The sequence below is a fragment of the Streptomyces sp. NPDC052682 genome, assembly GCF_040678435.1.
GTDB lineage: Bacteria > Actinomycetota > Actinomycetes > Streptomycetales > Streptomycetaceae > Streptomyces.
On record NZ_JBFATS010000011.1, the window covers coordinates 31752 to 58284 of the forward strand.

The following is a 26533-nucleotide window of genomic DNA, read 5'->3' on the forward strand; positions in this document are numbered from 1 at the left end:
GGACTCCGTACCTGGCCCCAGGGGAGGACGATCACGGTGAACAGGACCACGGCGTACGCCACGACCACGGGTGTCGCGCTGCCCGAGCAGCCCGCTGCGACCCCCCGGGAGGCGTGCGCCCCACTGGGGGCAGCCGTCGTCCGGGACCTGCGCGCGCGGCACGGCCACAGCCCGCACGCCCTGCTCTTCGGGCCCCGGGACCTCGTGGCGATCACGGGACTGCCCGGCAGCGGCAAGTCCACCCTCATGCGACGCGCCGTCAAGGGCCCGCGCGTCGACTCCCAGGACACCCGGGACCGCTGGGACGCCCGGATGCCCCGCTTCCTGCCCTACGCCGTCTACCGCCCGCTCGTCCGCCTCGCCCACTACGCCGGACTGCGCCGCGCCCTGCGCTCCGGCGAGGGCGTCGTGGTGCACGACTGCGGTACGCAGGCGTGGGTGCGGCGCTGGCTGGCCCGGGAGGCCCGCCGCCGGGGCGGCACCCTGCACCTGCTCCTGCTCGACGTCACCCCCGAGCAGGCCCTGGCCGGCCAGCGCGCCCGCGGCCGCGGCGTCTCCCGCTACGCCTTCCGCCGCCACCGCGACGTCACCACCCGCCTGCTGCGGGCGGTGGAGCACGGCGACCTGCCGGCGGGCTGCGCCTCGGCGATCCTGCTGGACCGCGACGCGGCGAACGCCCTGCGGCGCATCGGCTTCACGGGCTGAGCGGCGGGGCGGACTTCCCGGGGCCGCCCGGTCGGCGGGTGCGGGCCCGCCGCTCAGGCCTCCTCACCCCCGCCCGGCCGGCCCGATCCCCCGGGCCGGGCGCCCAAAGGCGCGTACCGTTAGCCTTTCAGCGCAGCAGTGGTTCACGGCAGGCGGTAGGCAGATGGACTTCCCGGCGGGCTTCTCCGCGGACTTCCCGGCGCAGGCGCACCCCCACCCGCACGGCGGGTGGCCCGGCAACGAGCTGGAGGAGGTGCTCTCGGCGTCCCTCGGGGCAGGACCGTCCGCCGCGGGCCGGATCATCGAGGTCCTGGGCCGCAGCTTCGTCTGGATCCCGCTGCCGAGCGGCGGCGGCCCGCACAGCGGTCCGCTGGACCTGCCGGGCATGGAGATCGGCGGCCAGGCGTACGTGCCGGTGTTCAGCTCCGAGGAGCAGTTCCGTCAGGTCGTCGGCTCGCACATGTCGTACACCATCGCCCCGGCCGTGGAGTTCGCCCGCGGTCTGCCCCCGCAGGCCGGGATCGCCGTCAACCCGGGCGGTGTGGTCGGTGTTCCGCTGCCGCCGCCCGCCGTGGCCGAGCTGTGCCGCGCCGGACGCACCCCGCTGGACGGCCCCGCGAGCGGCGGCCGGGTCCGGCTGTTCGAACCCGACTGGCAGGAGGACCCGGTGGACTTCCTGTCCGCCGCCTCCGCCGAGTTCGACACCATCGGCGTGGTCCGCACCGCGCGCCGCTGCCTCGCCGCCATCGAGACGGCCGACCCGGTGATGTTCGTCGGCGTCGAACTGTCCCAGTGGGAGGGCGACCTGCGGGCCCTGCCCCTGGAGGCCCTCGGCCGCGCCCTCGGCAAGGTGCCGGTGCAGTGGCCCGTCAACCTGGTCCTGATGGACGTCGCCCAGGACCCGGTGAGCGACTGGCTGCGCGACCGCGTGCGGCCCTTCTACACGCGCGACCTGCTGGAGCCCTGAGCAACAGCGTCCTCGCAGAGCGACCCACCACCCACCAGGCACCACCCGCACCGGCACCCGCGGCACCGCACCAGGGCCGGGGCCGCCGGCCGGGCTTAAGCTAGTCGCACCACGCGGGCAAGGGTGCGGTAACAGAGGGGCGGTACAACGTGAGCGCGAGCGGCACTGCCGCGGCCGGCCAGGTCGAGCACATGCTGCGCCAGGTCACGCCGGGGCGTTATGACGCCTACGAGGCGCTCCTGCGCGCGCTCGCCACCCCCGCCACCGGCCAGGTCTGGATGCTGCTGTGGCACGGCCAGGCCGGCTCCCCGGACGCCCAGTACGGGAACATGGAGGTCGACGGCCACGGCTACGCCCCGTGCGTGACCTCCGCCCAGGAGCTCAGCGCCAGCGGCTGGAACCGGTCGTACGAGGTGGTCGACGGTCTGGAGGTGGCCCGGGCCCTGTACCCCGACCACTACGGCCTCTGGCTGAACCCGCACGCCCCCGGCGGCGGTGTCGGCATTCCCTGGCTGGACCTGCGGCGCATCGCCACCGGCCTGGACCGGCAGCCCGCGGGGCCGCTGCGGCTGTCCGAGCCGGCGATCGAGCTCCCGCAGTTCTGGGCCCTGCTCGCGCAGAACGCCCACCGCACCCCGGCCGTCCGCGCGCTGCGCCGCGCCTGGGTGCAGCCCGCGCTCGGCGCGCCGTACCTGGCCATCGGGCTCGACGTGTACGACACCTCCGCGCCGGCCGTGGAGTCGGTGCGGGCGATGATGCGGCAGTCGATCGGGGCGGTCCCGGACGGGCTGCCCGTGTCGACCGTGGCGCTGGCCGACGAGCACGACCCGGTCGCGATGTGGATGCGGGCCAACGCCCGTCCGTTCTACGACCGCGAGGCCCATGCCGCCGCGCCCGCCCCGGCGGCCGGCTACGGCTATCCGCCTTCCCAGGCGCGGTACTGACCCGATGGCGCACCGACGTCCGGTGACAGCGGTCGATCCCGTGCGTCTCCGCGCGTAGAGGTGGGCGAAATGTCCGGTTGCGCCATAGAATGCCCTCATCCGCAGCTGTCCGACCCCCGTTACCCACTGTTCGGATAACGGAACCCGTCAGACAGCATCACGGTTACGCATCCTTTCACCGTCAAGTCTGGCAACAGATCGCCGAAGCGTTGAAGACTCCCCGTCAAGACACGGGCCGGGGTCGGTCACGTGTACGAGACAAGCACACCGCTACCGCGGCAGCCAGGGGGTCGGCCATCGCCGGCCGAGAGGGGTCAATCGCACCGTGACCGCACCGATCGAGACCACCGGGGCGGAAGCCGGAGCACAGCCCGAGGCCGTGCTCTCCGGGGTCAAGAAGAGCCAGATCGAAGGGCGCTCGCTCACCCAGATCGCCTGGATGCGCTTCAAGCGGGACAAGGTGGCGATGGCCGGAGGCGTCGTCGTCATCCTGCTGGTCCTGATGGCGGTGTTCTCCAAGCCGATCCAGTGGATTTTCGGACTCGATCCCAACAAGTTCAACCAGGACCTCATCGACCCTGCGCTGCTCGCCCCCAAGGGCGGCTGGGGCGGCATGAGCTGGGACCACCCGCTCGGCGTGGACCCCCAGTACGGCCGCGACATGCTCGCCCGCATCATCGACGGCTCCTGGGTCTCCCTGCTGGTCGCCGGCGGCGCCACGCTGCTCTCCGTGGTCATCGGCACCGTGCTCGGCGTCATCGCCGGGTACTACGGCGGCTGGATCGACAGTGTCATCAGCCGGATGATGGACACCTTCCTCGCCTTCCCGCTCCTGCTGTTCGCCATCTCCATCTCGGCCTCCGTGCAGGACGGTTTCTTCGGGCTCGACGGCCTCCCGCTGCGCATCTGCGTGCTGATCTTCGTGATCGGCTTCTTCAGCTGGCCGTACATCGGCCGCATCGTGCGCGCCCAGACCATGACGCTGCGCAAGCGCGAGTTCATCGAGGCCGCCACGAGCCTCGGGGCGCGCGGCCCGTACGTGCTGTTCCGGGAGCTGCTGCCCAACCTCGTCGCGCCGATCCTCGTCTACTCGACGCTGATCATCCCGACGAACATCCTGTTCGAGGCCGCGCTGAGCTTCCTCGGTGTCGGTATCGCTCCGCCGCAGGCCTCCTGGGGAGGCATGCTCAGCAACGCCGTGGATCTCTACACGGCCGATCCGCAGTACATGTTCGTGCCCGGACTGGCGATCTTCGTCACCGTCCTGGCCTTCAACCTGCTGGGTGACGGGCTGCGTGACGCCCTCGACCCTCGCAGCAAGTGATCCATCGAATGAGGGGGCTTCCTCAGGTGAAGACGAGAAGGGTGACCGCCGGCGTTGCGTCGGTCCTGGCGCTGTCGCTGGGTGCCAGTGCGTGTGGCGGCGGAGACAACAACGACGGCGACGGAGGCAACGGCAAGAAGGACGCCGCCCTGACCTCGATCGTCAACCCGTCCAGCAAGAAGGGCGGAACGGTCACGTACGAGCACTCGGACGTGCCGGACTCCCTCGACCCGGGCAACACCTACTACGGCTGGGTGCAGAACTTCTCCCGCCTCTACGGCCGGACGCTCACCTCGTTCAAGCCGGCGGCGGGCAAGGAGGGGCTGGAGGTCGTCCCGGACCTCGCCGAGTCCCTGGGCAAGTCCAGCCCCGACGCCAAGACCTGGACGTACAAGCTGCGCAAGGGCGTGAAGTTCCAGGACGGCACCCCGGTGACGTCCAAGGACGTCAAGTACGCCATCGAGCGCTCCAACTTCGCGCCGGAGGCGCTGTCCAACGGCCCGACGTACTTCAAGGCGTACCTGGAGGGCGGCGACAAGTACAAGGGCCCGTACAAGGACAAGTCGCCCGAGGGCATCAAGTCCATCGAGACGCCGGACGACCAGACGATCGTCTTCAAGCTGAAGCAGCCCTTCGCCGACTTCGACTACCTGGCGACGTTCTCCCAGACGGCGCCGGTGCCGCGGGCGAAGGACGACGGCGCGAAGTACGTCCAGCACATCGTGTCCTCCGGCCCGTACCAGTTCCAGTCCTACGAGGAGGGGCGCGGCGCCACCCTGGTGCGCAACCCGCAGTGGGACGCGAAGACCGACCCGATCCGCAAGGCCCTGCCGGACAAGATCACCATCCGGTTCAAGGTCAACCCGGTCACGGTCGACAACAACCTGCTGGCCGACAAGATCACCGCTGACGCGGCCGGCACGGGTGTGCAGCCGCAGACCCAGCCGAAGGTGCTGCGCGGCAAGTACGCCAACCAGACGGACTCCTCGTACGCGGGCGCCACGCAGTACATCGCGCTGAACGTGAACGTGAAGCCGTTCGACAACGCCCACTGCCGCAAGGCCGTGCAGTGGGGCCTGGACAAGCAGTCCGTGCTCGACGCGATGGGCGGCTCGCCCAAGGGTGACGTGGCGACCACGCTGCTGCCGCCGTCGGTCAACGGCTACACCAAGTTCGACACCTACGCGACCAAGGACCACAAGGGTGACGTGGCCAAGGCCAAGGAAGAGCTGAAGGCCTGCGGCAAGCCGAACGGCTTCAACACGATCCTCACGGCCCGCTCCGACCGTCCCGCCGAGGTGGCGGCGGCCACGGCCGTCCAGGCGTCGCTGAAGAAGATCGGCATCAACATCGAGATCAAGCAGTTCCCCTCCGGCAAGTACTTCTCCAACTTCGCCGGTGTCCCGAGCTACGTCCACCAGAACAAGCTCGGCATGCTCTCGATGGCCTGGGGCGCCGACTGGCCGACCGGCTACGGCTTCCTCGACCAGATCATCAACGGTGCCGCCATCAAGCCCTCGGGCGGCAACAACCTGATGGAGCTGAACGACCCGAAGATCAACAAGGCCCTGACGGACGCCATCGCCAACACCGACGACGCCGCCCGCACCAAGGCCTGGGGCGACATCGACAAGATGGTGCTCGACAACGCCTCGGTCGTTCCGCTGATCTACCGCAAGAACCTGCTGCTGAGGCCGGCGTCCGCGTCGAACGTCACGGTCACGCAGGCGTACCTCGGCATGTACGACTACCTGCTGATGAGCTCCTCGAAGTGATATCAGCGGGCCGGAACCTCTGAAAGGCAGGTGAAGGCACCGGGTGGCCGCGGCGGACAGACCCCGCCGCGGCCACCCGGGGCCGTACAGCTGTGGCTGCGTACATCCTCCGACGCGTCATGGGCGCGGTGCTGTTGCTGCTGGTGGTCAGCGCAGTCACCTTCGCCATCTTCTTCCTGGTGCCCCGCCTCGGGGGCCAGACGGCCGACCAGTTGGCCACCCAGTACGTCGGCAAGGACGCGAACCCCGAGTCCGTCGCCGCGATCAAGAAGAACCTGGGGCTGGACCAGCCTGTCTACGAGCAGTACTGGCACTTCATCAAGGGCCTCGTGGCCGGCGCCGACTACCGGTTCGGTCCCGACGCGACGCACTGCGGCGCCCCCTGCTTCGGGTACTCCTTCAAGAGCCACATCGAGGTGTGGCCGCAGCTGGAGGAGCGGATCCCGGTCTCCTTCTCGCTGGCCGTCGGTGCGGCCGTGATCTGGGTGATCTTCGGTGTGACCACCGGCGTGATCTCGGCACTGCGCAAGGGCAAGCCCGTCGACCGCATCTCCATGTTCATCGCGCTCGCCGGCGTCTCCCTGCCGATCTTCTTCACCGGCCAGGTGCTCAACGCGCTGTTCGTCTACGAGATCCCCGTCTGGGACAGCATCGACTACGTCCCGTTCACCCAGAACCCCGCCGAGTGGGCCTGGCACCTGCTGCTGCCCTGGGTCAGCCTCGCCTTCCTCTTCTCCGCCCTCTACGCCCGGCTCACCCGGGCGGGCATGCTGGAGACGATGAACGAGGACTACATCCGCACGGCCCGCGCCAAGGGGCTCAAGGAGTCGACCGTGGTGGCCAAGCACGGCCTGCGCTCGGCCCTGACCCCGATCGTCACCATCTTCGGCATGGACTTCGGCACCCTGGTCGGTACGGCGGTGCTCACCGAGACGGTGTTCTCGCTGCAGGGCATCGGCGCGTACTCCGTCCAGGCCATCCGGGACAACGACCTGCCGATCGTGATGGGTGTGACCCTGGTCGCCGCGTTCTTCATCGTCTTCTGCAATCTGATCGTCGACCTGGTGTACGCCGCCATCGACCCCCGGGTGAGGTACTCGTGAGCAAGCTCGAAAAGGCCGCGCTCGGCGAACCGGACACCACCGCCCCGTCCGTCCCGGACGATGTGTTCCTGTCCGTGCGGGACCTGCGCATCCACTTCCAGACGGACGACGGCCTGGTCAAGTCCGTGGACGGCGTCAGCTTCGACGTCCGCCGGGGCAGGACCCTGGGCATCGTCGGCGAGTCCGGCTCGGGCAAGTCGGTGACCTCGCTCGGCGTGATGGGCCTGCACCGCGCCGCGAAGAACGCCCGGGTCTCCGGCGAGGTGTGGCTGGACGGCCAGGAACTGATCGGCGCCGGCCCGGACGACGTACGGCGGCTGCGCGGCCGGAAGATGGCCATGATCTTCCAGGACCCGCTGTCGGCGATGCACCCGTACTACACGGTGGGCCACCAGATCGTGGAGGCGTACCGCGTCCACCACGACGTCAGCAAGAAGGACGCCAGGAAGCGGGCCGTCGAGATGCTCGACCGGGTCGGCATCCCCGAGCCCGCCAAGCGCGTGGACAGCTACCCGCACGAGTTCTCCGGCGGCATGCGCCAGCGCGCGATGATCGCCATGGCGCTGGTGAACAACCCCGAGCTGCTCATCGCCGACGAGCCGACCACCGCCCTGGACGTCACCGTGCAGGCGCAGATCCTCGACCTCATCCGGGACCTGCAGAAGGAGTTCGGCTCCGCGGTCATCATGATCACCCACGACCTGGGTGTGGTCGCCGAGATGGCCGACGACCTGCTGGTGATGTACGGCGGACGGTGCGTGGAGCGCGGCCCGGCCGAGGACGTGTTCTCCGAGCCCCGCCACCCCTACACCTGGGGTCTGCTCGGCTCGATGCCCCGGCTCGACCGCGAGGAGACCGACCGGCTCATTCCGATCAAGGGTGCGCCGCCCTCCCTGATCAACCTCCCGTCCGGCTGCGCCTTCCACCCGCGCTGCCCGTACGCGGACATCCCGAAGGACAACGTCACCCGCACGGTCCGCCCCGAGCTGACCGAGGTCGGCAGCCGGCACTGGGCCGCCTGCCACATGACGCAGGAGCAGCGGGAGCGTATCTGGAACGAAGAGATTGCGCCGAAGCTGTGAGCGACGAGAAAGCCGACGAAAAAGCGGTGAGCACACCGGAGCAGAGCGGCACCACCCTCACCGGGGACACCGCCGACGGCGAGATCCTGCTGAAGGTGACCGGCCTGCAGAAGCACTTCCCGATCCGCAAGGGCCTGCTCCAGCGGCAGACCGGCGCGGTCCGGGCCGTCGACGGCGTGGACTTCGAGGTCCGCAAGGGCGAGACGCTGGGCGTGGTGGGCGAGTCGGGCTGCGGCAAGTCCACGATGGGCCGGCTGATCACCCGGCTGCTGGAGCCGACCGGCGGCACGGTGGAGTTCGAGGGCCGGGACATCACGCACCTGAGCACGGGCGCGCTGCGCCCGATGCGCCGTGACGTGCAGATGATCTTCCAGGACCCGTACTCCTCGCTGAACCCCCGGCACACCATCGGCACCATCGTCAGCGCGCCGTTCCGGCTCCAGGGCGTCGAGCCCGAGGGCGGGGTGAAGAAGGAGGTCCAGCGGCTGCTGTCGGTGGTCGGCCTCAACCCCGAGCACTACAACCGCTACCCGCACGAGTTCTCCGGCGGCCAGCGCCAGCGCATCGGCATCGCCCGGGCGCTCGCGCTCAACCCCAAGCTCGTGGTGGCCGACGAGCCGGTCTCCGCGCTCGACGTGTCGATCCAGGCGCAGGTGGTGAACCTGCTCGACGACCTCCAGCAGGAGCTCGGCCTGACCTACGTGATCATCGCGCACGACCTGTCCGTCGTCCGGCACGTCTCGGACCGGATCGCGGTGATGTACCTGGGCAAGATCGTCGAGCTGGCCGACCGGGACTCGCTGTACAAGGCGCCGATGCACCCGTACAGCAAGGCGCTGCTGTCGGCGGTGCCGATACCGGACCCGAAGCGGAAGGGGACCCGCAGCGAGCGGATCCTGCTCAAGGGCGACGTGCCCTCGCCGATCGCGCCGCCCAGCGGCTGCCGGTTCCACACCCGGTGCTGGAAGGCGACGGAGATCTGCCGGACGCAGGAGCCGCCGCTGGCGGAGCTGCGGCCCGGGCAGCGGGTGGCCTGCCACCACCCGGAGAACTTCCCGGACCAGCAGCCGCAGGACACCGTGCTGCTGTCCGAGGCGAAGGACGCTGCGGTCGCCAAGGAACCCACGGAGAAGTAACTCTGGTCGAGCCCCCACCTTGCTTTGCAAGGCGGGGGCTCGCTGCTGGGTGGGAATCGCAGGGGTGAGAATGGAGGGGTGCTCCAGCAACTGTTCAGCCCCTCCGTCCAGCACACGCTCGACCTGGTCGGCATCTTCGTCTTCGCCATCTCCGGCGCCCTGCTGGCCGTCCGCAAGAACTTCGACGTCTTCGGCATGGCCGTGCTCGCCGAGGGCACCGCGCTGGGCGGCGGGCTGTTCCGGGACCTGGTCATCGGGGCGGTGCCGCCCGCGGCCTTCACGGACCTGGGCTACTTCGTCACCCCCCTGCTCGCCACCCTGCTGGTCTTCTTCCTCCACCCGCAGGTCGAGCGCATCCAGACCGCCGTGAACGTCTTCGACGCGGCCGGCCTCGGCCTGTTCTGCGTCGCCGGCACGACCAAGGCGTACGCCCACGGCCTCGGCCTGACGGCCTCCGCCTGCCTGGGCCTGGTGACCGCGGTGGGCGGCGGCGTCCTGCGCGACGTCCTGGCCAACGAGGTGCCGTCCCTGCTGCGCTGGGACCGCGACCTGTACGCGGTCCCCGCGATGGTCGGCGCCGCGATGGTCGCCCTGTGCATCCGCTACGACGCCCTGACCCCGGTGACCAGCGCGCTGGCGGTGGTCACGGCGTTCGTCCTGCGCCTGCTGGCGATGCGGTACCACTGGCGCGCGCCCCGGGCCTGGCATCGGAGGTCTACGGTGCAGGAGGAGTTCTAGGGGTGGTGGCTTGTTCCTGCCGTGCGTCGGCGCGGCAGGGGTGGTGGGGCGTGGGCGGGCAGGGGGCCGGACGGCAGCGCACTGGCGTTGCCCGTGCGCGGGCGGGACGGGTGAGGGCTTCCCGCCGGACCGCCGGGCTCCGGGTGAGGCGCACCGGCTGATCCTCCACCGCCGCGCCTTGGAGGGGGCGGCCCCGTGCCGACCACCCGGCGGCCGGCGCCGCGCCGCTCGCGAGCAGGCGTTGAAAGTCCGGGTCCGGGTGGGAAGGCCCGGGCACCGGGCCCGTCACCGCTTCCGTGTCGTCCCTGCCCGGGGCGCCGTGCCACTGGCCAGTTGTGCCGGAGTGGTGCCGGTGGGCGGTGGTGGGGGAGTGGTGCGGCCGATGGCCGAGTGGGTGTGGCCCGTGATCAGGGTCAGCCAGCGGAACGCCGGGATCACCTGGGGGCGCCACAGGGCCATGTTGTGGCCGCCCGCGCTCTTCGGCAGGTACACCACGTGCACGCTCGTCGGGGCCTTCGCGATCTGTTCCAGGGCCACGGCCGCCTCGTAGCCGTCGTGCGGCTGGCCGGAGAGGTAGAGGGAGATGCGGGGCGGCGTGGGGGCCTTGCGCAGCAGCAGGAACGGGTTGTTCTCAGCGCGCAGGGCGGGGTTCTGCGCGGCCAGGGAGTCGCGTTCGCCGATGGGGTCGTTGTAGCCGGACAGACTCACGGCGGCCCGGTAGCGGTCGGGATGGGCGACGGCGAGCTTGACCGCGCAGTGGGCGCCCGCCGAGTAGCCGGCGACCGCCCACCCCTGCGGGGCGGGCTCCGCGCGGAAGTTGTCCGTCACCATCTTCGGCACGTCGACGCTCAACCAGCTGTCCGCGTTCACCGTCCCCGGGATGTTGGCGCAGCCGGTGTCCACCCCGGCGAGCAGCGTGGTGCGCGGCGCCACCAGGATGAACGGGGCCACCTGCCCGCTGCGCATCAGCGGCAGCAACTGCTCGTGCGCGTGCAGGGAGCCGAACCACGCCTTCGCCGACCCTGGATAACCGGGCAGCACCTCCACGACCGGGAACCTGTGGTGGCGGTAGGCGGGTTCGCGGTACTGCGGCGGCAGCCAGACGTAGACCTCGGCGTTCACGCCCGACACCCGGCCCTTGAGCTGGGTGACCTCCACCCCGCCGGCGGCGCGCATGCCCGGGCCGGCGGCCGGCCGGAAGGTCTGCCGGACCTTCGGCAGGCGTGTGAGCGCGATACCGCCGGTGCCGTCGGCGCCCAGGTTCGCCGCCTGCTGCACGTGGTTGCCGGTGCCGAGCAGATCGGCCCAGTTGTCGTACAGGTTGTTGGCGTTGTTCACCAGCACGAAGACCAGGGCCACGGCCGTGCCCTGCGCGAACAGCAGCATCAGCATCCGGGCCGCGGCGCGCAGCGCCCGGGGTCCCCGCAGGCGCGACCACAGCGACAGCGGAAGCGCGAGGGCGACGACGGCCAGCACGATCAGCGTGTAGAGGAACGGAGTCCCGGTGAGGCTCATGCCCCTACAGAGGCCGGGCCGGTACCCCGGGTTCACGGACGAGCCGGACACTTACCGGGAAATTGCCCGTCTCTCACTCAATTCCTGGCCGCCCCATTTGAAAAAGCTACCGCTTAGTAGTTACTTCTTGTACTGTTCAGCCATGCCAGAAGCAGCTTCCGCAGCGGCCACGCGGGCCGCGATCGGCGACAGTGAGTTCGACCGTGACACCGCGGTCACCCGGCGCGCCCCCGGCGTCTACGACACGGACCTCTCGGCCGGCTGGACCATCATCAACGCCGTCAACGGCGGCTACCTGCTGGCCGTCCTGGGCCGCGCCCTCGCGGACACCCTGCCGCACCCCGACCCCTTCACCATCTCGGCGCACTACCTGACCGCCTCCCAGCCGGGCCCCGCGGTCGTCCGCACCGAGACCGTGCGCACCGGCCGGACGCTGTCCACCGGCCAGGCCTCCCTGCTCCAGTACGACGAGGAGGGCCAGGAGGTCGAACGCATCCGGGTCATCGCCTCCTACGGCGACCTGGACTCCCTCCCCGACGACGTCCGTACGACCGCGCAGCCCCCGGCGCTCCCGCCGATCGAGCAGTGCTTCGGCCCCGAGGACGCCCCGGGGCCGATCCGGGGCAGCTCGGCCATCGCCGACCGGCTGATGCTCAAGCTCGACCCCTCGACTCTCGGCTGGGCCCTCGGGCAGCCCTCCGGCAAGGGCGAGATGCGAGCCTGGTTCGGCCTCGCGGACGGCCGGCCCGCCGACCCGCTCTCCCTTCTGCTGGCGGTGGACGCCCTGCCGCCCACCGCCTTCGAGATCGGGCTGACCGGCTGGGTGCCCACCGTCGAGCTCACCGTGCACGTACGGTGCCGCCCGGCGCCCGGCCCGCTGCGGGTGTCCATCACCACCCGCAACCTCGCCGGCGGCTTCCTGGAGGAGGACGCCGAGGTGTGGGACAGCGCCGGCCGGCTGGTGGCCCAGTCCCGGCAACTGGCCCGCGTCAGGCTCGGCTGAGCGGCTCCCGGCCCAGCCAGGCCGCCAACTCGCCGTACAGACCGGCACCTTCGGGGACGGGCCGGACCGCCTGGAACGGCACCGGTCCGCCCCGCCGCTCGGCGGGCAGCATGCGGCGGGCGACGCCGAGCGCGAACGTCGCGAGCTCGGGGTCGAGTTCGAGGGGGCGCCCGAGCGCCTCGGCTAGGTCCCAGGTGTGGGCCACCGTCTCCAGGACGTAGCCGGACAGCGCGGCCCGGCCCGGCACCTCGCCGAACGGCATCCGCATGGTCGCCTCCAGCCGGTCCTCGGGCGCCCAGGCCTCCACCGCCCGCGTCCTGGCCTCCTCGTACGCGGCCGTCCAGCCGTCGTCCGGCACCCCGTCCACGAAGGGCTCCACGGCGAGCGGATCACCGCCCTCGGCGGCGATCGCGACCCGGTGGGTGCCACCCGTCAGGTGGCTGAGCAGCGTGCGCACGTCGAACTCGGTACAGGGCGTCGCGCCGTCGAGCTGTTCGGCCCGGACCGTCTTGATCACGGCGGCGGCCTGCTCGGCGGCGCGGGCGAACAGCGGGCGGGGGTCGATGGTGCGGGGGTCGATGGTGTCCATGGCCGTCCTTTCGGTGGATCGTCACCCCGAGCTTGGCGGGATAACCTGACAACCACCGTCAACATTTGCCCGGCGACCGGCGCGCCGGAATCCTGGTGCCGTGAAATCCGACCGTCTGCTGTCGATCCTGCTGCTCCTGCAGACCCGCGGCCGGATCCCCGCCCGCGAACTCGCCGAGCGGTTGGAGGTGTCGGTGCGCACCATCTACCGCGACGTCGAGGCCCTGTCGGCCGCGGGCGTCCCGGTGTACGCCGAACGCGGGCGGCACGGCGGCATCGCGCTGCTCGCCGGGTTCCGTACGGACGTCACGGGACTGACCGCCGACGAGGCGCGCGCGCTGTTCATCCTGGCCGCGGGGGGCACGCACGCCGCACTCGGCCTCGACGCGGCGCTCGGCTCGGCGCTGCGCAAGGTGATGGCCGCGCTGCCGGCCCCGCACCGCCCGGCCGCCGAGGTCACCTCCCGCCGCATCCTCGTGGACGCCACCCGCTGGAAGGGCGGTCCGCAGCCCGCCGCCGACCTCGACACCCTCCAGGACGCGGTCTTCGCCGACCGCCGGCTGCGGCTGCGCTACCGGCACAGCGGCGACCCCCGGGTCCGGACGTACACCGTCGACCCCTACGGCCTCGTGTGCAAGGCGGGCGTGTGGTACCTGGTCGCCGACCGGCGCGGCACGCCCCAGCTGTTCCGTGCCGACCGGGTGCGCTCGGCCACGGTGCTCGACGAGCCCGTGCGGCGCCGCCCGGGCACCGAACTCGCCGACGTGTGGGAGGTGCTGCGCCGCCAGGTGGAGGAGCGCCCCGGCGGGCTCGACGTCACGGTCCGGGTGCGGCGCGAACGGCTCGACATGTTCCGGCGGCTGCTCACGCCCTGGCTGACGGCGCCGCCGGACGACGACGGGACGGGGGAGTGGGTGAGGGCGCACCTGACTTTCGGCTTCCTCCGCGAGACCCGCCAACTGCTCATGTTCTCCGACCAGGTGGAGGTCCTCTCGCCGCCGCAGGTGCGCGGGGAACTGGCCGCGGCGGCCCGTTCCGTCACGCAGCTGTACCGGCGGGTGACCCCGGACTCCGAGCCGAACCCCAGGTGAGCGCGGTGTCGTGAGCCGCCCTTCGGCGGCGACTCCGGCTGGCAGCAGGCCTGTCAGGCGCCGTCGGGCACACCTGGCGGCGCTCCCTCGGGTGCGCCGGGCACCGGCACACCGGGTGCGCCCTCGGGGGCTCCTTCCGGCGCCCTCACCCGGGCCCCCTCGGGTGCTGCCACCGCAAGCCGTCCGGGGCACCCTCGCGCCTGCCCGGCGGCGCGCCGGGACGCGGCGGCCGGGGCGCGGCCCCGGCGAGGGGCCGGGCAGACACCGGAGGGCTGACCTGTCCGGACGGACGACGGGGGCGGCGGGCTCGGGGAACGGGCGGGCCGCCCCTGGGCGTCGGCAGGCGCCCGTACGGCGGGGACTTGGCCGAAACCCGATCCGGCGACCGGCTCAATCCAGCCAGTGGTGACGGCCGATACTGATCAGCCGCAACTGGCGCGTGGCCATGTGGGTGACCCGCTCGCGTTCCTGTTCCGAGGCCTCCGGCGTGTCCCGGGCCTCCAGGAACAGCGAGGCCGTGATCAGCATCTGGTCGACGTAGAGGTGCGCGAGCATCAGCAGGTCGTCCTCGCTCCAGCCCCGCGACACCGGGTCCTTGGCCAGCTCGTCCCTGACCTCCTCGGCGAACCGGGTCAGTTGGGCGCGTATGGCGTCCCGTACAGGCTGGACTCCGCCACTTCGCTCACGGGCGATGAACCGGACATGTGCGGGGTACGCGTCCACATGACGGGCGATCAGCTCGATGGTGCGCGTGATGCGCTCCTCGCTGTCGCCGGTCGTGGACACCGTCGTCCGGATCATCGGGTGCAGGCTGCCCAGCGCCTCCTCGACCAGCGCCACGCCGAGGTCGGCCGTGGACCGGAAGTGCCGGTAGAAGGCGGTCGGGGCGACACCGACGGCGCGGGTGACCTCACGCAGACCCAGGCTGCTCAGACTCTGTTCCTCCAGCAGCCCGAGCGCCGCGTCCAGGAGCGCCTGCCGGGTCTTCTGCTTCTGGGCCTGCCGGATGCCGAGGGTGTGACTCATACCATGCAGTTAACAACTGTTCTCCGTAATTGGAAAGTCGTACGGAGCGCTAGACTGGGAAGTCAGTGAACAACTGTAACTACAACCGTTCACCGAAACTTTAAGGGGTCTTGACCCATGCTCTTCCTCGTCGCCGCACTGCTGCTGCTGGGCACCCTGGTGGGCACCGTCGCCCACGCGCCGCTCGGCTTCTCCGTCCTCATGGGCGCCGTCATCGCCGTCTGGCTCGGCATCTTCGCGGTGCGCGAGCGCCACGGCCGCCGGCGCCACCCGCAGGCCCACTGACCCTGCCTGACCACCCCTTTCGATTGCCGACCCCGACCGTCGGGAGCTGATCACCATGCACCTCACCGCACCGGCGAACCGCCGCACCGGTTTCCGCGACACCGACGGCATGGCCGTCGCGTCGTTCGTCCTGGGCCTGCTCGGCCTGCTGGTCCTCAACGTCTTCCTCGGCCCGATCGCCATCGTGCTGGCGGCCGTGGCCCTGTGGCGCGGCACGCACCGCCCCGGCCGCGCCTACCTGGGACTCGGGCTGGGCGTCGCCGACCTGCTGGTCCTGGTCGCGTTCATGCAGACGGACCACACCATCTCGTGGAGCTTCTGACCCCCGCGGCGGGCGGCCAGGGACGGGCCGCAGCCGCGCGGGTCCGGCCGACCGCGCTCTGAGGCCGCACGGCCGGGCCCCGTAGAATCGGCCTCACCATGGCTTACCTCGACCACGCCGCGACCACCCCGATGCTTCCCGAGGCAGTCGAGGCACTCACCGCGCACCTGGGCGTCACCGGGAACGCCTCCTCCCTGCACGCGTCCGGCCGCCGCGCCCGCCGCACGGTCGAGGAGGCCCGCGAGACCCTCGCCGACGCCCTCGGCGCCCGCCCCAGCGAGGTCGTCTTCACCTCCGGCGGCACCGAAGCCGACAACCTCGCCGTCAAGGGCCTGTACTGGGCCCGCCGCGCCGCCGACCCGGCCCGCACCCGGGTCCTCGCCAGCCCCGTCGAGCACCACGCCGTCCTGGACGCCGTCCACTGGCTCGGCGAACACGAGGGCGCCACCGTCGAGTACCTGCCGGTCGACGCCCACGGCCGGGTCCACCCGGACGCGCTGCGCGAGGCGATCGCCCGCGACCCCTCCGATGTCGCCCTGGCCACCGTCATGTGGGCCAACAACGAGATCGGCACCATCCTGCCGATCCGTGAACTCGCGGACGTGGCGCGGGAGTTCGGGGTTCCCCTGCACTCCGACGCCGTGCAGGCCTTCGGTCAGATCCCCGTCGACTTCGCCGCCTCCGGCCTCGCCGCCATGACCGTCTCCGGCCACAAGATCGGCGGCCCGTACGGCATCGGCGCCCTGCTCCTGGCCCGCGAGTACAGCCCCGTCCCCGTGCTGCACGGCGGCGGCCAGGAGCGCCACGTCCGCTCCGGCACCCTCGACGTCCCCGCCATCGCCGCCTTCGCGGTCGCCGGACGGCTCGCGGCCGAGCAGCGCGAGTGGTTCGCGCGGGAGATCGGCGCCCTGCGCGACGGCCTGATCGAGGCGGTCCGTACGGCGGTGCCCGACGCGATCCTCGGCGGCGACCCGGCGCCGGAGGGCCGGCTGCCGGCCAACGCGCACTTCACCTTCCCCGGCTGCGAGGGCGACTCGCTGCTGCTCCTGCTGGACGCCCAGGGCATCGAATGCTCCACCGGCTCCGCCTGCACCGCGGGAGTCGCCCAGCCCAGCCATGTCCTGCTCGCCACCGGCACCGACCCGGACCTGGCCCGCGGCACCCTGCGCTTCTCGCTCGGCCACACCTCGACCGAAGCGGACGTGGAGGCCCTGGCCAAGGCGATCGGCCCGGCCGTGGAGCGGGCCCGGGCGGCGGGCCTCACCTGATCGCGGCGGGGCTCACGTAACGACCGTGACGGCACAAAGGGACCTACGAGACGGGTTCCCTTCGCCGGTATTGCCCGGATCAGGTACTTGGGGGTCGCCTTCCGGCCTCTCGGCTTTCCGGCCTCTCAGCCCGACCGTCGACGTCGGCCGCGGCGGAAGCCGAAGCTTCACGCCCAAGTCGGCATCTCCGGTCGTGGCTCCCTCACTCGTCCCGTAGGCCTGTCATCAGGATAAAACGCCCACACGGGGATGGAACCCCCTGGAGGGGATTTTTTTCGCGCCTATCGGATCCCGTGACCATCACCCGCACGGACCCGTGCCACTCGCGGGACGGACGTGACCAGGGGTGGATGAGAGACGGAAAGAACACCTGCTCCGGGCCGCCCCGGGACCCCAGGGAAGGGCGAAGTCGATGGCGATGTACCTGTACAAGGTCAAACTGACCGTGGACGGCCTGAAGGGCCTGCTCCAGGAGGGCGGCACCGCGCGCCGCGAGGTGGTCGAGCGCACGGTGCAGAGCCTGGGCGGCCGCCTGGAGTCCCTCTACTGGGCCCTCGGCGAGGAGGACGTCTACGTCGTGGCGGAACTGCCCGACAACGTCTCCGCCGCCGCCTTCGGCCTGGTCGCCTCGGCGAGCGGCGGGGTCCGCACCAGCACGGTGGCCCTGCTCACGGCCGGGGAGGTCGACGAGGCGGTGCGCCGGGAGGTCGACTACCGCCCGCCCGGCGCGTGACACGCCCCTGACGTACGCGTCCGGCCGCCGGGCCTTGCCTGGCCGGGCGCAACGGGGGCCGGCGGGCCGGGGAACCCGGGCCGTATCCGCCGGCTCTGCCCGCGCGGCGGGCCTGCCCCGCGCCGTGCGTGACGGCGGGCCCCGGCCGGGCGGCGGGTTCATGGCCCGGAACCCGGCGGATGATCCCCGGCGCAGTGCGCCCGGGCAGCAGCCAGACGCCGTGCGGGGCCGCGTCGAGCCTGGTGCCTGACGCCGCAGGAGCCGCACTCGCCGCAGGGCGTGGCCGGCCTTACGCCGGTGCCGTGCGCGCTCGGCGTACCAGCTTCATGTACCGGTCCCAGTCCCAGTGCGGCCCCGGGTCCGTGTGGTCCGTGCCCGGCACCTCGACGTGGCCGATGATGTGCTCGCGGTCGACGGGTATGTCGTAGCGCGCGCAGATACGCGCCGTCAGACGGGCCGAGGCCTCGTACATCTCGTCCGTGAAGTCCTGCGGGCGGTCCACGAAGCCCTCGTGCTCGATGCCGATGCTGTGCTCGTTGTAGGAGCGGTTGCCGGCGTGGTAGGCGACGTCCAGCTCGCGGATCATCTGGGCGATGTGCCCGTCCTTGCGGACGATGTAGTGCGCCGCCGCCCGGTGCCCCGGGTCCTGGAAGGCCTTCACCGCGCTGGCGAAGCTGCCCTGGGTGACATGGACGACCACCATGTCGATGCCGTAGTCGTCGGGCCGGTCCGCGCGCCGCCAGTTCGCCTCCGAAGCCGCCACCCAGCGGGCGCCCGCGTAGTCGACCTCGCCCTGCGTGCGCGGCTTGTCCACCCCGGGCACCCGCCACCACAACCGCGCCAGCTCGTCCCGGGCCAGCACGGCCGAGCCCACCGCGGCCGCCGTACCCCCGATCAGCAGGGCACGGCGCCCGATGCGGCGGTCCGTGTCGTTCGAAGCTCGTGTCGCCCCCATGCGAGCGTCAACGGATACCCGGCGGACGTGGTTCCCGCGCCCCCGTACCCTGGAAGCGTTATGACTGACACCCCGCAGCGCTCCCGTCCCCTCCGCGTCCTGGCCGCCATGTCCGGCGGAGTGGACTCCGCCGTCGCCGCCGCCCGCGCCGCCGAGGCCGGCCACGACGTGACCGGCGTCCATCTCGCGCTCTCCGCGAACCCGCAGTCGTTCCGCACGGGCGCGCGCGGGTGCTGCACCATCGAGGACTCGCGCGACGCCCGCCGCGCCGCCGACGTCATCGGCATCCCGTTCTACGTGTGGGACCTCGCCGACCGCTTCCGCGAGGACGTCGTCGAGGACTTCGTCGCCGAGTACGAGGCCGGCCGCACGCCCAACCCGTGCCTGCGCTGCAACGAGAAGATCAAGTTCGCGGCCCTGCTCGACAAGGCGCTCGCGCTCGGCTTCGACGCCGTCTGCACCGGCCACTACGCCAAGATCGTCACCCTGCCCGACGGTACGCGCGAGTTGCACCGCGCCTCCGACCTGGCCAAGGACCAGTCGTACGTCCTCGGCGTGCTGGACGCCCGGCAGCTCGCCCACGCGATGTTCCCGCTCGGCGACACGGTCACCACCAAGGAGGAGATCCGCGCGGAGGCCGAGCGCAGGGGCCTGGCGGTTGCCAAGAAGCCCGACTCCCACGACATCTGCTTCATCGCCGACGGCGACACCCAGGGCTTCCTGGCCAAGCGCCTGGGCAAGGCCGAGGGCGACATCGTCGACGAGGCCGGCAACCGGCTGGGCACGCACGAGGGCGCGTACGGCTTCACCATCGGGCAGCGCAAGGGCCTGCGGATCGGCACCCCTGCCCCGGACGGCAAGCCGCGCTACGTCCTCGACATCTCCCCGGTCACCAACACCGTCACGGTCGGCCCCGCGTCCGCCCTCGACGTCAGCGCCCTCACCGCGATCCGGCCCCGCTGGTGCGGCACCGCCCCCACCGGCCCCGGCACCTACACCGCCCAGCTGCGCGCCCACGGCGACGAGACCGACGTGACCGCCGAGCTGGTCGACGGCGAACTGCGGGTCCGCTTCACCGAGCCGGTCCGCGGGGTCGCCCCCGGCCAGGCGATCGTCCTGTACGACGGCACGCGCGTGGTGGGCTCGGCGACGATCGCCTCGACGGTCCGGGCGACGGCCGGCGTCGGCTGAGCCGGTCCGCGCACACGGGCGGCACGCGTGCCGCCGCCCAGGGCCTCTCGCGCCGTCACCCGGCGAAGAACTCCGCCAGCGCCGGCGCCAGCACGTTCGGGTCCACCATGTGGGTCTGGCCCTCCAGCACGCGGTACGTGCCCCCGGGCGCGGCCTCGGCGACCGCCCGGGCCGCCTCCCGCATCCAGGCCGGGCTCTCGCCGCCCGCCAGGGCCAGGACGGGCATGGTGAGCGAGGCCAGCAGGTCCCGGGGGACCCGGCCGCCGCCCAGGACCGCGTCGTCGTACGCGAGGGTCGGCGCGATCGCCTCCATGTCGGCCCACATCGGGGACTGACGGGCCCCCTCGATCACCGACTCGGCCATCCCGGTCTGCCGCAGGAACAGCTCGACGGCGTCCCCGCGCCGGCCCTGCCCGAGCGCCTCCGACAGGCGCTCGGTGTACGCGGCACGCGCCGTCGCCTCCTCCTCGGACATCGCGTACGGCACCTCGTACACCGCGACGCGCCGCACCGGCAGTCCGCTCGCCGCCGCCCGCAGGGCCAGCGCGCCGCCCGAGGAGATGCCGTACAGCGACGCCTCGCCGCCGACCGCGTCGATCAGCGCCGCCAGGTCCTCGATCTCGCGCTCCACCGCGTACGGAGCCGTGTCGCCGCTCTCCCCGCGGCCCCGGCGGTCGTACGCGACGACCTGGAAGCGGGCCGACAGCGGCCCGGCCACCGGCGCCACCGTCTGCCCGGTGGACATGGCGCCGCTGATGAGGACGACCGCGGGACCCTGCCCGCTGCTCTGGTACGCGAGGGACGTGCCGTCACGCGAAAGGATCTTCTTGTCCATGCCAGTGCAGACTGCCGTACCGGACGGCCTTCGGCGGCTGCGACACCTCGGCTAGGACACTTCTGCTTCGTAGAAGCACAGGTGGTCCTTGATCTCCCGGACATCCGGCTTGGGGTCCGGGTACGCCCAGACGACGTCCGCCGCGTCCGGCAGCGACCAGTAGGACGCCGTGCCCTTGAACGGGCAGAAGGTGTGCGTCTCGGACGGCGTCAGCAGGTCCAGGCGGACGTCCTCGGCCGGGATGTAGTACCGGTCCGGACAGCCGGTCTCCCGCAGCAGCAGCGTGCGGTCGCTCTCGGCGAGCACCCGCCCGCCGTGCACCACGCGCACGTGCCGGTCGCTCCGCTCGATGGTGATCCGGTGTCCCGCGCTCACGATCGCCCTCCCTGGGTAGCCGACTCGCCGGTTACAGCGCAGGCTGAAGCCGAGTTCTTCCCCCTGCCGCAGGAGGCCGCCTTATGGGAGCCAGGGAACCCACGAGGAACCGCAGCAGCCTCGCCCACCAGGTCCGCTACGCCCTGCGCCACCCTGAGCGCGTGCCCGCCCATGTCCGCCGCGCCGTACGCGACACTCTGCTGCGGCTGCGGTACCGCGACCACATCGCCTACTACCGGGCCGTGATGGCCCGGGACGCGGCACGCAGCGCCGAGGCGGCCGTCGGGCACACCCCCTCGCCTCAGGCGTGGGCGCGCATCGGCCGGATGCAGTTCGACTACCTCGTCCGGCACGGGCTGCGGCCGCACCACCGGATGCTGGAGATCGGCTGCGGCAACCTGCGCGCCGGACGGCTGTTCATCGACTATCTGGACACCGGCCACTACCACGGCATCGACATCTCCCCGCACATCCTGCTCGCCGCCCAGGACACCCTCGTACGGGACGGGCTCCAGGCCAAGCTGCCCTACCTGGTCCTCACCGACGACCTCACCTTCGCCTTCCTACCCGACGCGCACTTCGACGTGGTGCACGCGCACAGCGTCTTCTCGCACTCGCCCCGGCACGTCATCGAGGAGTGCTTCGCCCACGTCGGCCGGATCCTCGCGCCCGGCGGGTTCTTCGACTTCACCTTCGACCGCACCGAGGGGGAGGAGCACCAGGTGCTGCACGAGGACTTCTACTACCGGACCGAGACCCTGGCGGGCCTGGCCGCCCGGCACGGCCTGGCCGCCCGGTTCATGACCGACTGGGAGGAACTCCCGCACCGCCAGTCGAAGATGAGGCTGACGGCGATGTCGGAGCCGGCCCGTACTGTGGGCGCATGAACATCTGCGTCTTCCTCTCCGCCGCCGACCTCGACGAGCGCTACACCCGCCCCGCGCGCGAGTTCGCCGAGCTGCTGGCCAAGGGCGGGCACACGCTCGTGTGGGGCGGCTCCGACGTGGGGCTGATGAAGGTCGTCGCCGACGGCGTGCAGGAGGCGGGCGGCAGACTCGTGGGCGTCTCCGTGGAGTTCCTCTCGGACCGGGCGCGCCACGGCGTGGACGAGATGGTGGTCGCCAAGGACCTCGCGGAACGCAAGAAGCTCCTGCTGGAGAAGGCCGACGCCGTGGTGATCATGGTGGGCGGCACAGGCACACTCGACGAGGCGACCGAGATCCTCGAGCTGAAGAAGCACGGGCACACCGACAAGCCGGTGGTCCTGCTCAACACGGCCGGCTTCTACGACGGCCTGAAGGAGCAGTTCCGGCGCATGGAGGACGAGGGTTTCCTGCCCCGGCCGCTGACCGACCTGGTGTTCTTCGCGGAGGAGCCGGTGGGGGCGCTGGCGTACCTGGAGGAGAGCCAGGGCATCGAGTGAGGGGGCCGGTGCCGTCGGGGGAGCCGGGGCGCCGGGGCGCGTGACGTGGTGCGAGCATGGCGGGCATGGCTACACATGTGATCACCGGAGCGGGCTCCGGCATCGGCGCGGCCGTGGCCCGCCGGCTGCACGCGCGCGGCGACGACCTGGTGCTGCACGCGCGCGACGCGGCCCGCGCGAAGGAGCTGGCCGCCGCGTTCCCCGGCGCCCGCACCCTGGTCGGCGACCTCGCCGACCCCGACAAGCTGAGCTGGGCCTTCTCCCACCAGCGGCTGCCCGAGCGGGTGGACTCGCTGCTGCACATCGCGGGCGTGGTCGACCTCGGCCCGGTCGGCGAGCTGAGCACCAAGACCTGGCGCCACCAGCTCAACGTCAACCTCGTCGCCCCCGCCGAGCTGACCCGCCTGTTCCTGCCCCAGCTGCGGGTCAGCCAGGGCCACGTCGTCTTCGTCAACTCGGGCGCGGGCCTGAACGCCCACGCCGACTGGTCCGCGTACGCCGCCTCCAAGCACGGCCTGAAGGCCCTGGCCGACTCCCTGCGCCAGGAGGAGCACGGCAACGGCGTCCGGGTCACCACGGTCTACCCGGGCCGCACCGCGAGCCCCATGCAGGCCAAGGTGCACCAGCAGGAGGGCAAGGAGTACGACCCGTCGAAGTGGATCGACCCCGAGTCGGTGGCCACCACCATCCTGATGTGCCTGGACCTGCCGAGGGACGCGGAGGTCAACGACCTGACGGTACGGCCGGGGCGGTGACCGGTGTCCGAGGGGTTCCGTAGGCTGCTCGGGTGAGCGAAAACAGCCAGTTCAGGTTCGGGGCCGCCACCGGTGTCGGGTCGATGCCGGGCGGCGACGCCCGTGAGGCCGCCAAGACCGTCACCGGGACCTTCGAGGACTTCCCCTTCCTGCCCGAGCTGCCCGCCCGGGGGCCCGGCGCGGACATGATCGGCCGGACCGCGGGAATGCTCGTCGAGCTGTACGCGCGGGTGGAGCCGAGCGGCTGGCGGATCGGGGACCGGCCGGGCCGGGACACCCGCCGGGCCCGCTCCTGGCTCGTGGAGGACCTCGACGCGCTGGAGGAGTTCACCCAGGGCTACCAGGGGCCGCTGAAGGTGCAGGCCGTCGGCCCCTGGACGCTGGCCGCCGCACTGGAGCTGAAGAACGGCGAGGCCGCGCTGTCCGACCCCGGGGCCTGCCGCGACCTCGCCGCCTCGCTCGCCGAGGGACTGCGGCTCCACCTCGCCGAGGTCCACCGGCGGGTGCCGGGCGCCGAGCTGGTCCTCCAGCTCGACGAGCCGTCCCTCACCGCCGTCCTGCGCGGCCGGGTGAGAACGGCCAGCGGCTACCGCACCCACCCGGCCGTCGACCGGCAGATCGTCGAGGCCGCGCTGCGCGACGTCGTCGGCGTGCACGCCGACGGCCCGGTCGTGATCCACTCCTGCGCGCCGGACGTCCCCTTCGCGCTGCTGCGCCGGGCGGGCGCGGCCGCGGTCTCCTTCGACTTCTCCCTGCTCACCGAGCGTGACGACGAGGTGATCGGTGAGGCGGTGGAGGGCGGTACCCGGCTCTTCGCCGGTGTCGTCCCGGGCACGGACGGCCCGTTGTCAGACCCTGCCGGTAGCGTCATGGGTGTCAGGACGCTGTGGCGCAGGCTGGGGCTGTCACCGGGGCTTCTCGCGGAGACGGTCACGCTCACTCCGGCGTGCGGACTCGCGGGCGCCTCCCCCGGGTACGCGCGCCGGGCGCTCGCCCACTGTGTCCGGGCGGCGAGATCACTCGCGGACAACCCAGAGTAACGGGAGGACGACACGGTGGCCGGCGACAAGCAAGCGGAGACGACGAACGTGCCCGCCGAGGCGCGGGAGCAGCACCGGCAGCTCGCCGAACAGGTCGAGGAGCACCGCTTCCGGTACTACGTCAAGGACGCCCCCGTCATCAGCGACGCGGAGTTCGACCGGCTCCTGCGCTCCCTGGAGGCGCTGGAGGACGAGTACCCGGAGCTGCGCACGCCCGACTCGCCGACCCAGAAGGTCGCCGGGTCCTACGAGACGGAGTTCACGGCCGTCCAGCACCGCGAGCGCATGCTGTCGCTCGACAACACCTTTAACGACGACGACCTCGCCGCCTGGGCCGACCGCGTCGCCAGGGAACTGGGCGACCAGGAGTACCACTTCCTGTGCGAGCTGAAGGTCGACGGCCTCGCCGTGAACCTCACCTACGAGCACGGCCGGCTCGTGCGCGCGGCGACCCGCGGCGACGGCCGCACCGGCGAGGACATCACGCCCAACGTCCGCACCATCGCCGAGATCCCGGACCGGCTGAACGGCGACCGCGTTCCCGACCTCGTGGAGATCCGCGGCGAGGTCTACTTCCCGATGGAGAAGTTCGAGGAGCTCAACCGCCGTCTGCTGGAGGCCGGGGACAAGCCCTTCGCCAACCCGCGCAACGCGGCGGCCGGTTCGCTGCGCCAGAAGGACCCGCGCGTCACCGCCACCCGCCCGCTGCACATGGTCGTCCACGGCATCGGCGCCCTGGAGGGCTTCGAGGGGCTCACCCGCCTGTCCGAGGCGTACGACCTGCTGAAGACCTGGGGCCTGCCCACCTCCCGGCACAACCGGGTCGTCGACGACCTCGCGGGCGTACGGGAGTTCATCGCCCACTACGGCGAGCACCGGCACTCCGTGGAGCACGAGATCGACGGGGTCGTGGTCAAGCTGGACGAGATCCGGCTCCAGGGCCGCCTCGGCTCCACGGCCCGCGCCCCGCGCTGGGCGATCGCGTACAAGTACGCGCCGGAGGAGGTCAACACCAAACTCGTCAACATCCGGGTGGGCGTGGGCCGCACCGGCCGGGTCACGCCGTACGCGCAGGTCGAGCCGGTCACGGTCGCCGGCTCCGAGGTCGAGTTCGCCACGCTGCACAACCAGGACGTCGTCAAGGCCAAGGGCGTCCTCATCGGGGACACGGTGGTGCTGCGCAAGGCCGGTGACGTCATCCCGGAGATCCTCGGCCCGGTCGTCGACCTGCGCGACGGCACCGAGCGCGAGTTCGTGATGCCCAGCGAGTGCCCCGAGTGCGGCACACCGCTCGCGCCCGCCAAGGAGGGCGACGTCGACCTGCGCTGCCCCAACACCCGGTCCTGCCCGGCCCAGTTGCGCGAGCGCCTGTTCTATCTGGCCAGCCGCAAGGCCCTGGACATCGAGAACTTCGGTTATGTGGCCGCCACGGCCCTCACCCAGCCGCTGGAACCGAAGGACCCGCCGCTGAAGGACGAGGGCGACCTGTTCGACCTCACCGTCGAACAGCTGCTGCCCATCAAGGCGTACGTCCTCGACCAGGACAGCGGCCTGCCCAAGCGCGACCCGAAGACCGGCGAGGAGAAGGTCGTCACGGTCTTCGCCAACCAGGAGGGCAAGCCCAAGAAGAACGCCCTGGCGATGCTGGAGAACATCCAGGCCGCCAAGGAACGCCCGCTGGCCCGCATCCTGACGGGCCTGTCGATCCGGCACGTCGGCCCGGTCGCCGCCGAGGCCCTCGCCCGCGAGTTCCGCTCCATCGACCGCATCGACCAGGCCACCGAGGAGGAGCTGAAGGACACCGACGGCGTCGGCCCGATCGTCGCCGCGGCCGTCAAGGAGTGGTTCGCCGAGGACTGGCACCGCGAGATCATCCGCAAGTGGAAGGCCGCCGGCGTCCGCATGGAGGACGAGAGTTCCGGCCAGGACGAGGGCCCCCGTCCGCTGGAAGGGCTTACCGTCGTCGTCACCGGCACCCTCGACCACTTCACCCGCGACGGCGCGAAGGAGGCGCTGCAGAGCCGGGGCGCGAAAGTGACCGGTTCTGTATCGAAGAAGACGTCGTTCGTTGTGGTGGGTGACAACCCTGGGTCGAAATACGACAAAGCGATGCAGCTCAAGGTGCCCGTCCTGAACGAGGAAGGCTTCAACGTCCTGCTCGCACAAGGGCCCGAAGCCGCCGCCGAAGTCGCCCTTTCGGCCGAGGAATAGCGGTTGAAGGCCACCCGATCGGCGCATACCAGATGCATACGGGTGGCCGGGGCGCATTCGGGCAACCGTCGGCGACCGCTGCCCGTGGAAGCCTTCTGCGGCCTACTGTTGAGATATGCGCCCGCCGTGCCCAGCTGCGGTTG

27 protein-coding genes are annotated in these 26533 nt (G+C 71.7%); 21 read left to right on the top strand and 6 right to left on the bottom strand.

All coding sequences use genetic code 11. The features are described 5' to 3' along the window. The first annotated feature begins 36 nt into the window (after window positions 1-36). The 9 genes from AB0K80_RS18705 (at window position 37) to AB0K80_RS18745 (ending at window position 9774) form a co-directional block, all read left to right on the top strand. Entirely contained in the window at window positions 37-705 is a 669-nt protein-coding gene (locus tag AB0K80_RS18705) for an AAA family ATPase (RefSeq protein ID WP_365670903.1), read from the top strand. Window positions 706-868: 163 nt separating this feature from the next. Then, window positions 869-1672, top strand: coding sequence for an enhanced serine sensitivity protein SseB (locus AB0K80_RS18710; protein WP_365670905.1), 804 nt, complete (start codon window positions 869-871; stop codon window positions 1670-1672). A gap of 149 nt (window positions 1673-1821) precedes the next feature. After that, on the top strand, window positions 1822-2616 hold the full coding sequence (locus tag AB0K80_RS18715) for an enhanced serine sensitivity protein SseB C-terminal domain-containing protein (RefSeq protein WP_365670907.1): 795 nt from the start codon (window positions 1822-1824) through the stop codon (window positions 2614-2616). Window positions 2617-2941: 325 nt separating this feature from the next. Then, entirely contained in the window at window positions 2942-3940 is a 999-nt protein-coding gene (locus AB0K80_RS18720; protein WP_365670909.1) for an ABC transporter permease, read from the top strand. 8 nt (window positions 3941-3948) lie between these two features. Continuing rightward, window positions 3949-5715 (top strand): ABC transporter substrate-binding protein, encoded by a 1767-nt coding sequence (locus AB0K80_RS18725; protein ID WP_365670910.1) that lies wholly within the window; start codon window positions 3949-3951, stop codon window positions 5713-5715. 92 nt (window positions 5716-5807) lie between these two features. Then, on the top strand, window positions 5808-6818 hold the full coding sequence (locus AB0K80_RS18730) for an ABC transporter permease (protein WP_365670912.1): 1011 nt from the start codon (window positions 5808-5810) through the stop codon (window positions 6816-6818). Continuing rightward, entirely contained in the window at window positions 6815-7900 is a 1086-nt protein-coding gene (locus AB0K80_RS18735) for an ABC transporter ATP-binding protein (protein WP_365670914.1), read from the top strand. Before AB0K80_RS18730 ends, AB0K80_RS18735 begins: the two co-directional genes overlap by 4 nt. Further along, on the top strand, window positions 7897-9036 hold the full coding sequence (locus tag AB0K80_RS18740; RefSeq protein ID WP_365670916.1) for a dipeptide ABC transporter ATP-binding protein: 1140 nt from the start codon (window positions 7897-7899) through the stop codon (window positions 9034-9036). The genes AB0K80_RS18735 and AB0K80_RS18740 overlap by 4 nt, the downstream gene beginning before the upstream one ends. 78 nt (window positions 9037-9114) lie before the next feature. Beyond that, window positions 9115-9774 carry a trimeric intracellular cation channel family protein gene (locus AB0K80_RS18745; protein ID WP_365670918.1) on the top strand — a complete coding sequence of 220 codons (660 nt, stop codon included), beginning with the start codon at window positions 9115-9117 and terminating at the stop codon, window positions 9772-9774. 285 nt (window positions 9775-10059) lie between these two features. Here AB0K80_RS18745 and AB0K80_RS18750 read toward each other — a convergent pair whose 3' ends face one another. Further along, entirely contained in the window at window positions 10060-11289 is a 1230-nt protein-coding gene (locus AB0K80_RS18750) for an alpha/beta hydrolase-fold protein (protein ID WP_365670920.1), read from the bottom strand. Between the two features lie 142 nt (window positions 11290-11431). Between AB0K80_RS18750 and AB0K80_RS18755 the strand changes: the two genes are divergently transcribed. Then, window positions 11432-12292, top strand: coding sequence for a thioesterase family protein (locus tag AB0K80_RS18755; protein ID WP_365670921.1), 861 nt, complete (start codon window positions 11432-11434; stop codon window positions 12290-12292). Here AB0K80_RS18755 and AB0K80_RS18760 read toward each other — a convergent pair. Beyond that, window positions 12279-12881, bottom strand: coding sequence for a TIGR03086 family metal-binding protein (locus AB0K80_RS18760; RefSeq protein ID WP_365670922.1), 603 nt, complete (start codon window positions 12879-12881; stop codon window positions 12279-12281). The genes AB0K80_RS18755 and AB0K80_RS18760 overlap by 14 nt on opposite strands. 100 nt (window positions 12882-12981) lie before the next feature. Here AB0K80_RS18760 and AB0K80_RS18765 point away from each other — a divergent pair, with 100 nt between their 5' ends. Next, window positions 12982-13971, top strand: a complete 990-nt coding sequence (locus AB0K80_RS18765) for a YafY family protein (protein WP_365670924.1) — start codon at window positions 12982-12984, stop codon at window positions 13969-13971. A gap of 390 nt (window positions 13972-14361) precedes the next feature. Here AB0K80_RS18765 and AB0K80_RS18770 read toward each other — a convergent pair whose 3' ends face one another. Continuing rightward, entirely contained in the window at window positions 14362-14997 is a 636-nt protein-coding gene (locus AB0K80_RS18770; RefSeq protein ID WP_365670926.1) for a TetR family transcriptional regulator, read from the bottom strand. Between the two features lie 117 nt (window positions 14998-15114). Here AB0K80_RS18770 and AB0K80_RS18775 point away from each other — a divergent pair, with 117 nt between their 5' ends. The 4 genes from AB0K80_RS18775 (at window position 15115) to AB0K80_RS18790 (ending at window position 17605) form a co-directional block, all read left to right on the top strand. Continuing rightward, window positions 15115-15282 (top strand): hypothetical protein, encoded by a 168-nt coding sequence (locus tag AB0K80_RS18775; RefSeq protein WP_365670927.1) that lies wholly within the window; start codon window positions 15115-15117, stop codon window positions 15280-15282. Window positions 15283-15337: 55 nt separating this feature from the next. Continuing rightward, window positions 15338-15604 carry a DUF4190 domain-containing protein gene (locus AB0K80_RS18780; protein WP_365670931.1) on the top strand — a complete coding sequence of 89 codons (267 nt, stop codon included), beginning with the start codon at window positions 15338-15340 and terminating at the stop codon, window positions 15602-15604. Between the two features lie 98 nt (window positions 15605-15702). After that, complete coding sequence (locus AB0K80_RS18785; RefSeq protein ID WP_365670934.1) at window positions 15703-16872, top strand: cysteine desulfurase family protein; 1170 nt, start codon at window positions 15703-15705, stop codon at window positions 16870-16872. A gap of 412 nt (window positions 16873-17284) precedes the next feature. Further along, window positions 17285-17605, top strand: a complete 321-nt coding sequence (locus AB0K80_RS18790) for a GYD domain-containing protein (RefSeq protein WP_365670936.1) — start codon at window positions 17285-17287, stop codon at window positions 17603-17605. A 289-nt stretch (window positions 17606-17894) separates the two neighbouring features. Here AB0K80_RS18790 and AB0K80_RS18795 read toward each other — a convergent pair whose 3' ends face one another. After that, window positions 17895-18560 carry a peptidoglycan recognition family protein gene (locus AB0K80_RS18795; protein WP_365670939.1) on the bottom strand — a complete coding sequence of 222 codons (666 nt, stop codon included), beginning with the start codon at window positions 18558-18560 and terminating at the stop codon, window positions 17895-17897. A 60-nt stretch (window positions 18561-18620) separates the two neighbouring features. On the opposite strand from AB0K80_RS18795, the gene mnmA reads away from it, so the two are divergent. Continuing rightward, window positions 18621-19751, top strand: coding sequence for a tRNA 2-thiouridine(34) synthase MnmA (gene mnmA, locus AB0K80_RS18800; protein WP_365670941.1), 1131 nt, complete (start codon window positions 18621-18623; stop codon window positions 19749-19751). Window positions 19752-19806: 55 nt separating this feature from the next. Here mnmA and AB0K80_RS18805 read toward each other — a convergent pair whose 3' ends face one another. Together AB0K80_RS18805 and AB0K80_RS18810 are read right to left on the bottom strand one after the other, a co-directional pair. Further along, window positions 19807-20586: an alpha/beta fold hydrolase gene (locus tag AB0K80_RS18805; RefSeq protein WP_365670942.1), complete on the bottom strand. Its 780-nt coding sequence runs from the start codon at window positions 20584-20586 to the stop codon at window positions 19807-19809. Between the two features lie 51 nt (window positions 20587-20637). Beyond that, window positions 20638-20961, bottom strand: a complete 324-nt coding sequence (locus AB0K80_RS18810) for a DUF427 domain-containing protein (protein WP_365670944.1) — start codon at window positions 20959-20961, stop codon at window positions 20638-20640. An 83-nt stretch (window positions 20962-21044) separates the two neighbouring features. Between AB0K80_RS18810 and AB0K80_RS18815 the strand changes: the two genes are divergently transcribed. The 5 genes from AB0K80_RS18815 to ligA are packed head-to-tail and all read left to right on the top strand — an operon-like array spanning window position 21045 to window position 26390. After that, on the top strand, window positions 21045-21848 hold the full coding sequence (locus AB0K80_RS18815; protein WP_365670946.1) for a class I SAM-dependent methyltransferase: 804 nt from the start codon (window positions 21045-21047) through the stop codon (window positions 21846-21848). After that, window positions 21845-22384 (top strand): TIGR00730 family Rossman fold protein, encoded by a 540-nt coding sequence (locus tag AB0K80_RS18820; RefSeq protein ID WP_365670948.1) that lies wholly within the window; start codon window positions 21845-21847, stop codon window positions 22382-22384. Before AB0K80_RS18815 ends, AB0K80_RS18820 begins: the two co-directional genes overlap by 4 nt. A gap of 56 nt (window positions 22385-22440) precedes the next feature. Continuing rightward, window positions 22441-23139, top strand: a complete 699-nt coding sequence (locus tag AB0K80_RS18825) for an SDR family oxidoreductase (RefSeq protein WP_365670950.1) — start codon at window positions 22441-22443, stop codon at window positions 23137-23139. A 32-nt stretch (window positions 23140-23171) separates the two neighbouring features. Further along, window positions 23172-24179 (top strand): methionine synthase, encoded by a 1008-nt coding sequence (locus tag AB0K80_RS18830; protein WP_365670952.1) that lies wholly within the window; start codon window positions 23172-23174, stop codon window positions 24177-24179. A 15-nt stretch (window positions 24180-24194) separates the two neighbouring features. Beyond that, window positions 24195-26390, top strand: a complete 2196-nt coding sequence (ligA, locus tag AB0K80_RS18835; RefSeq protein ID WP_365670954.1) for an NAD-dependent DNA ligase LigA — start codon at window positions 24195-24197, stop codon at window positions 26388-26390. Window positions 26391-26533 lie beyond the last annotated feature (143 nt).

What these genes read in the sequence shown, in the direction of transcription:
- AB0K80_RS18770 (WP_365670926.1), bottom strand. Translation starts at nt 14,997, where the DNA reads ATGAGTCACACCCTCGGCATCCGGCAGGCCCAGAAGCAGAAGACCCGG.
- AB0K80_RS18820 (WP_365670948.1), top strand. Translation starts at nt 21,845, where the DNA reads ATGAACATCTGCGTCTTCCTCTCCGCCGCCGACCTCGACGAGCGCTAC.
- AB0K80_RS18795 (WP_365670939.1), bottom strand. Translation starts at nt 18,560, where the DNA reads ATGGGGGCGACACGAGCTTCGAACGACACGGACCGCCGCATCGGGCGC.
- AB0K80_RS18790 (WP_365670936.1), top strand. Translation starts at nt 17,285, where the DNA reads ATGGCGATGTACCTGTACAAGGTCAAACTGACCGTGGACGGCCTGAAG.
- AB0K80_RS18755 (WP_365670921.1), top strand. Translation starts at nt 11,432, where the DNA reads ATGCCAGAAGCAGCTTCCGCAGCGGCCACGCGGGCCGCGATCGGCGAC.
- AB0K80_RS18805 (WP_365670942.1), bottom strand. Translation starts at nt 20,586, where the DNA reads ATGGACAAGAAGATCCTTTCGCGTGACGGCACGTCCCTCGCGTACCAG.
- AB0K80_RS18825 (WP_365670950.1), top strand. Translation starts at nt 22,441, where the DNA reads ATGGCGGGCATGGCTACACATGTGATCACCGGAGCGGGCTCCGGCATC.
- AB0K80_RS18775 (WP_365670927.1), top strand. Translation starts at nt 15,115, where the DNA reads ATGCTCTTCCTCGTCGCCGCACTGCTGCTGCTGGGCACCCTGGTGGGC.
- AB0K80_RS18750 (WP_365670920.1), bottom strand. Translation starts at nt 11,289, where the DNA reads ATGAGCCTCACCGGGACTCCGTTCCTCTACACGCTGATCGTGCTGGCC.
- AB0K80_RS18710 (WP_365670905.1), top strand. Translation starts at nt 869, where the DNA reads ATGGACTTCCCGGCGGGCTTCTCCGCGGACTTCCCGGCGCAGGCGCAC.
- AB0K80_RS18780 (WP_365670931.1), top strand. Translation starts at nt 15,338, where the DNA reads ATGCACCTCACCGCACCGGCGAACCGCCGCACCGGTTTCCGCGACACC.
- AB0K80_RS18785 (WP_365670934.1), top strand. Translation starts at nt 15,703, where the DNA reads ATGGCTTACCTCGACCACGCCGCGACCACCCCGATGCTTCCCGAGGCA.
- AB0K80_RS18815 (WP_365670946.1), top strand. Translation starts at nt 21,045, where the DNA reads ATGGGAGCCAGGGAACCCACGAGGAACCGCAGCAGCCTCGCCCACCAG.
- mnmA (WP_365670941.1), top strand. Translation starts at nt 18,621, where the DNA reads ATGACTGACACCCCGCAGCGCTCCCGTCCCCTCCGCGTCCTGGCCGCC.
- AB0K80_RS18760 (WP_365670922.1), bottom strand. Translation starts at nt 12,881, where the DNA reads ATGGACACCATCGACCCCCGCACCATCGACCCCCGCCCGCTGTTCGCC.
- AB0K80_RS18725 (WP_365670910.1), top strand. Translation starts at nt 3,949, where the DNA reads ATGAGGGGGCTTCCTCAGGTGAAGACGAGAAGGGTGACCGCCGGCGTT.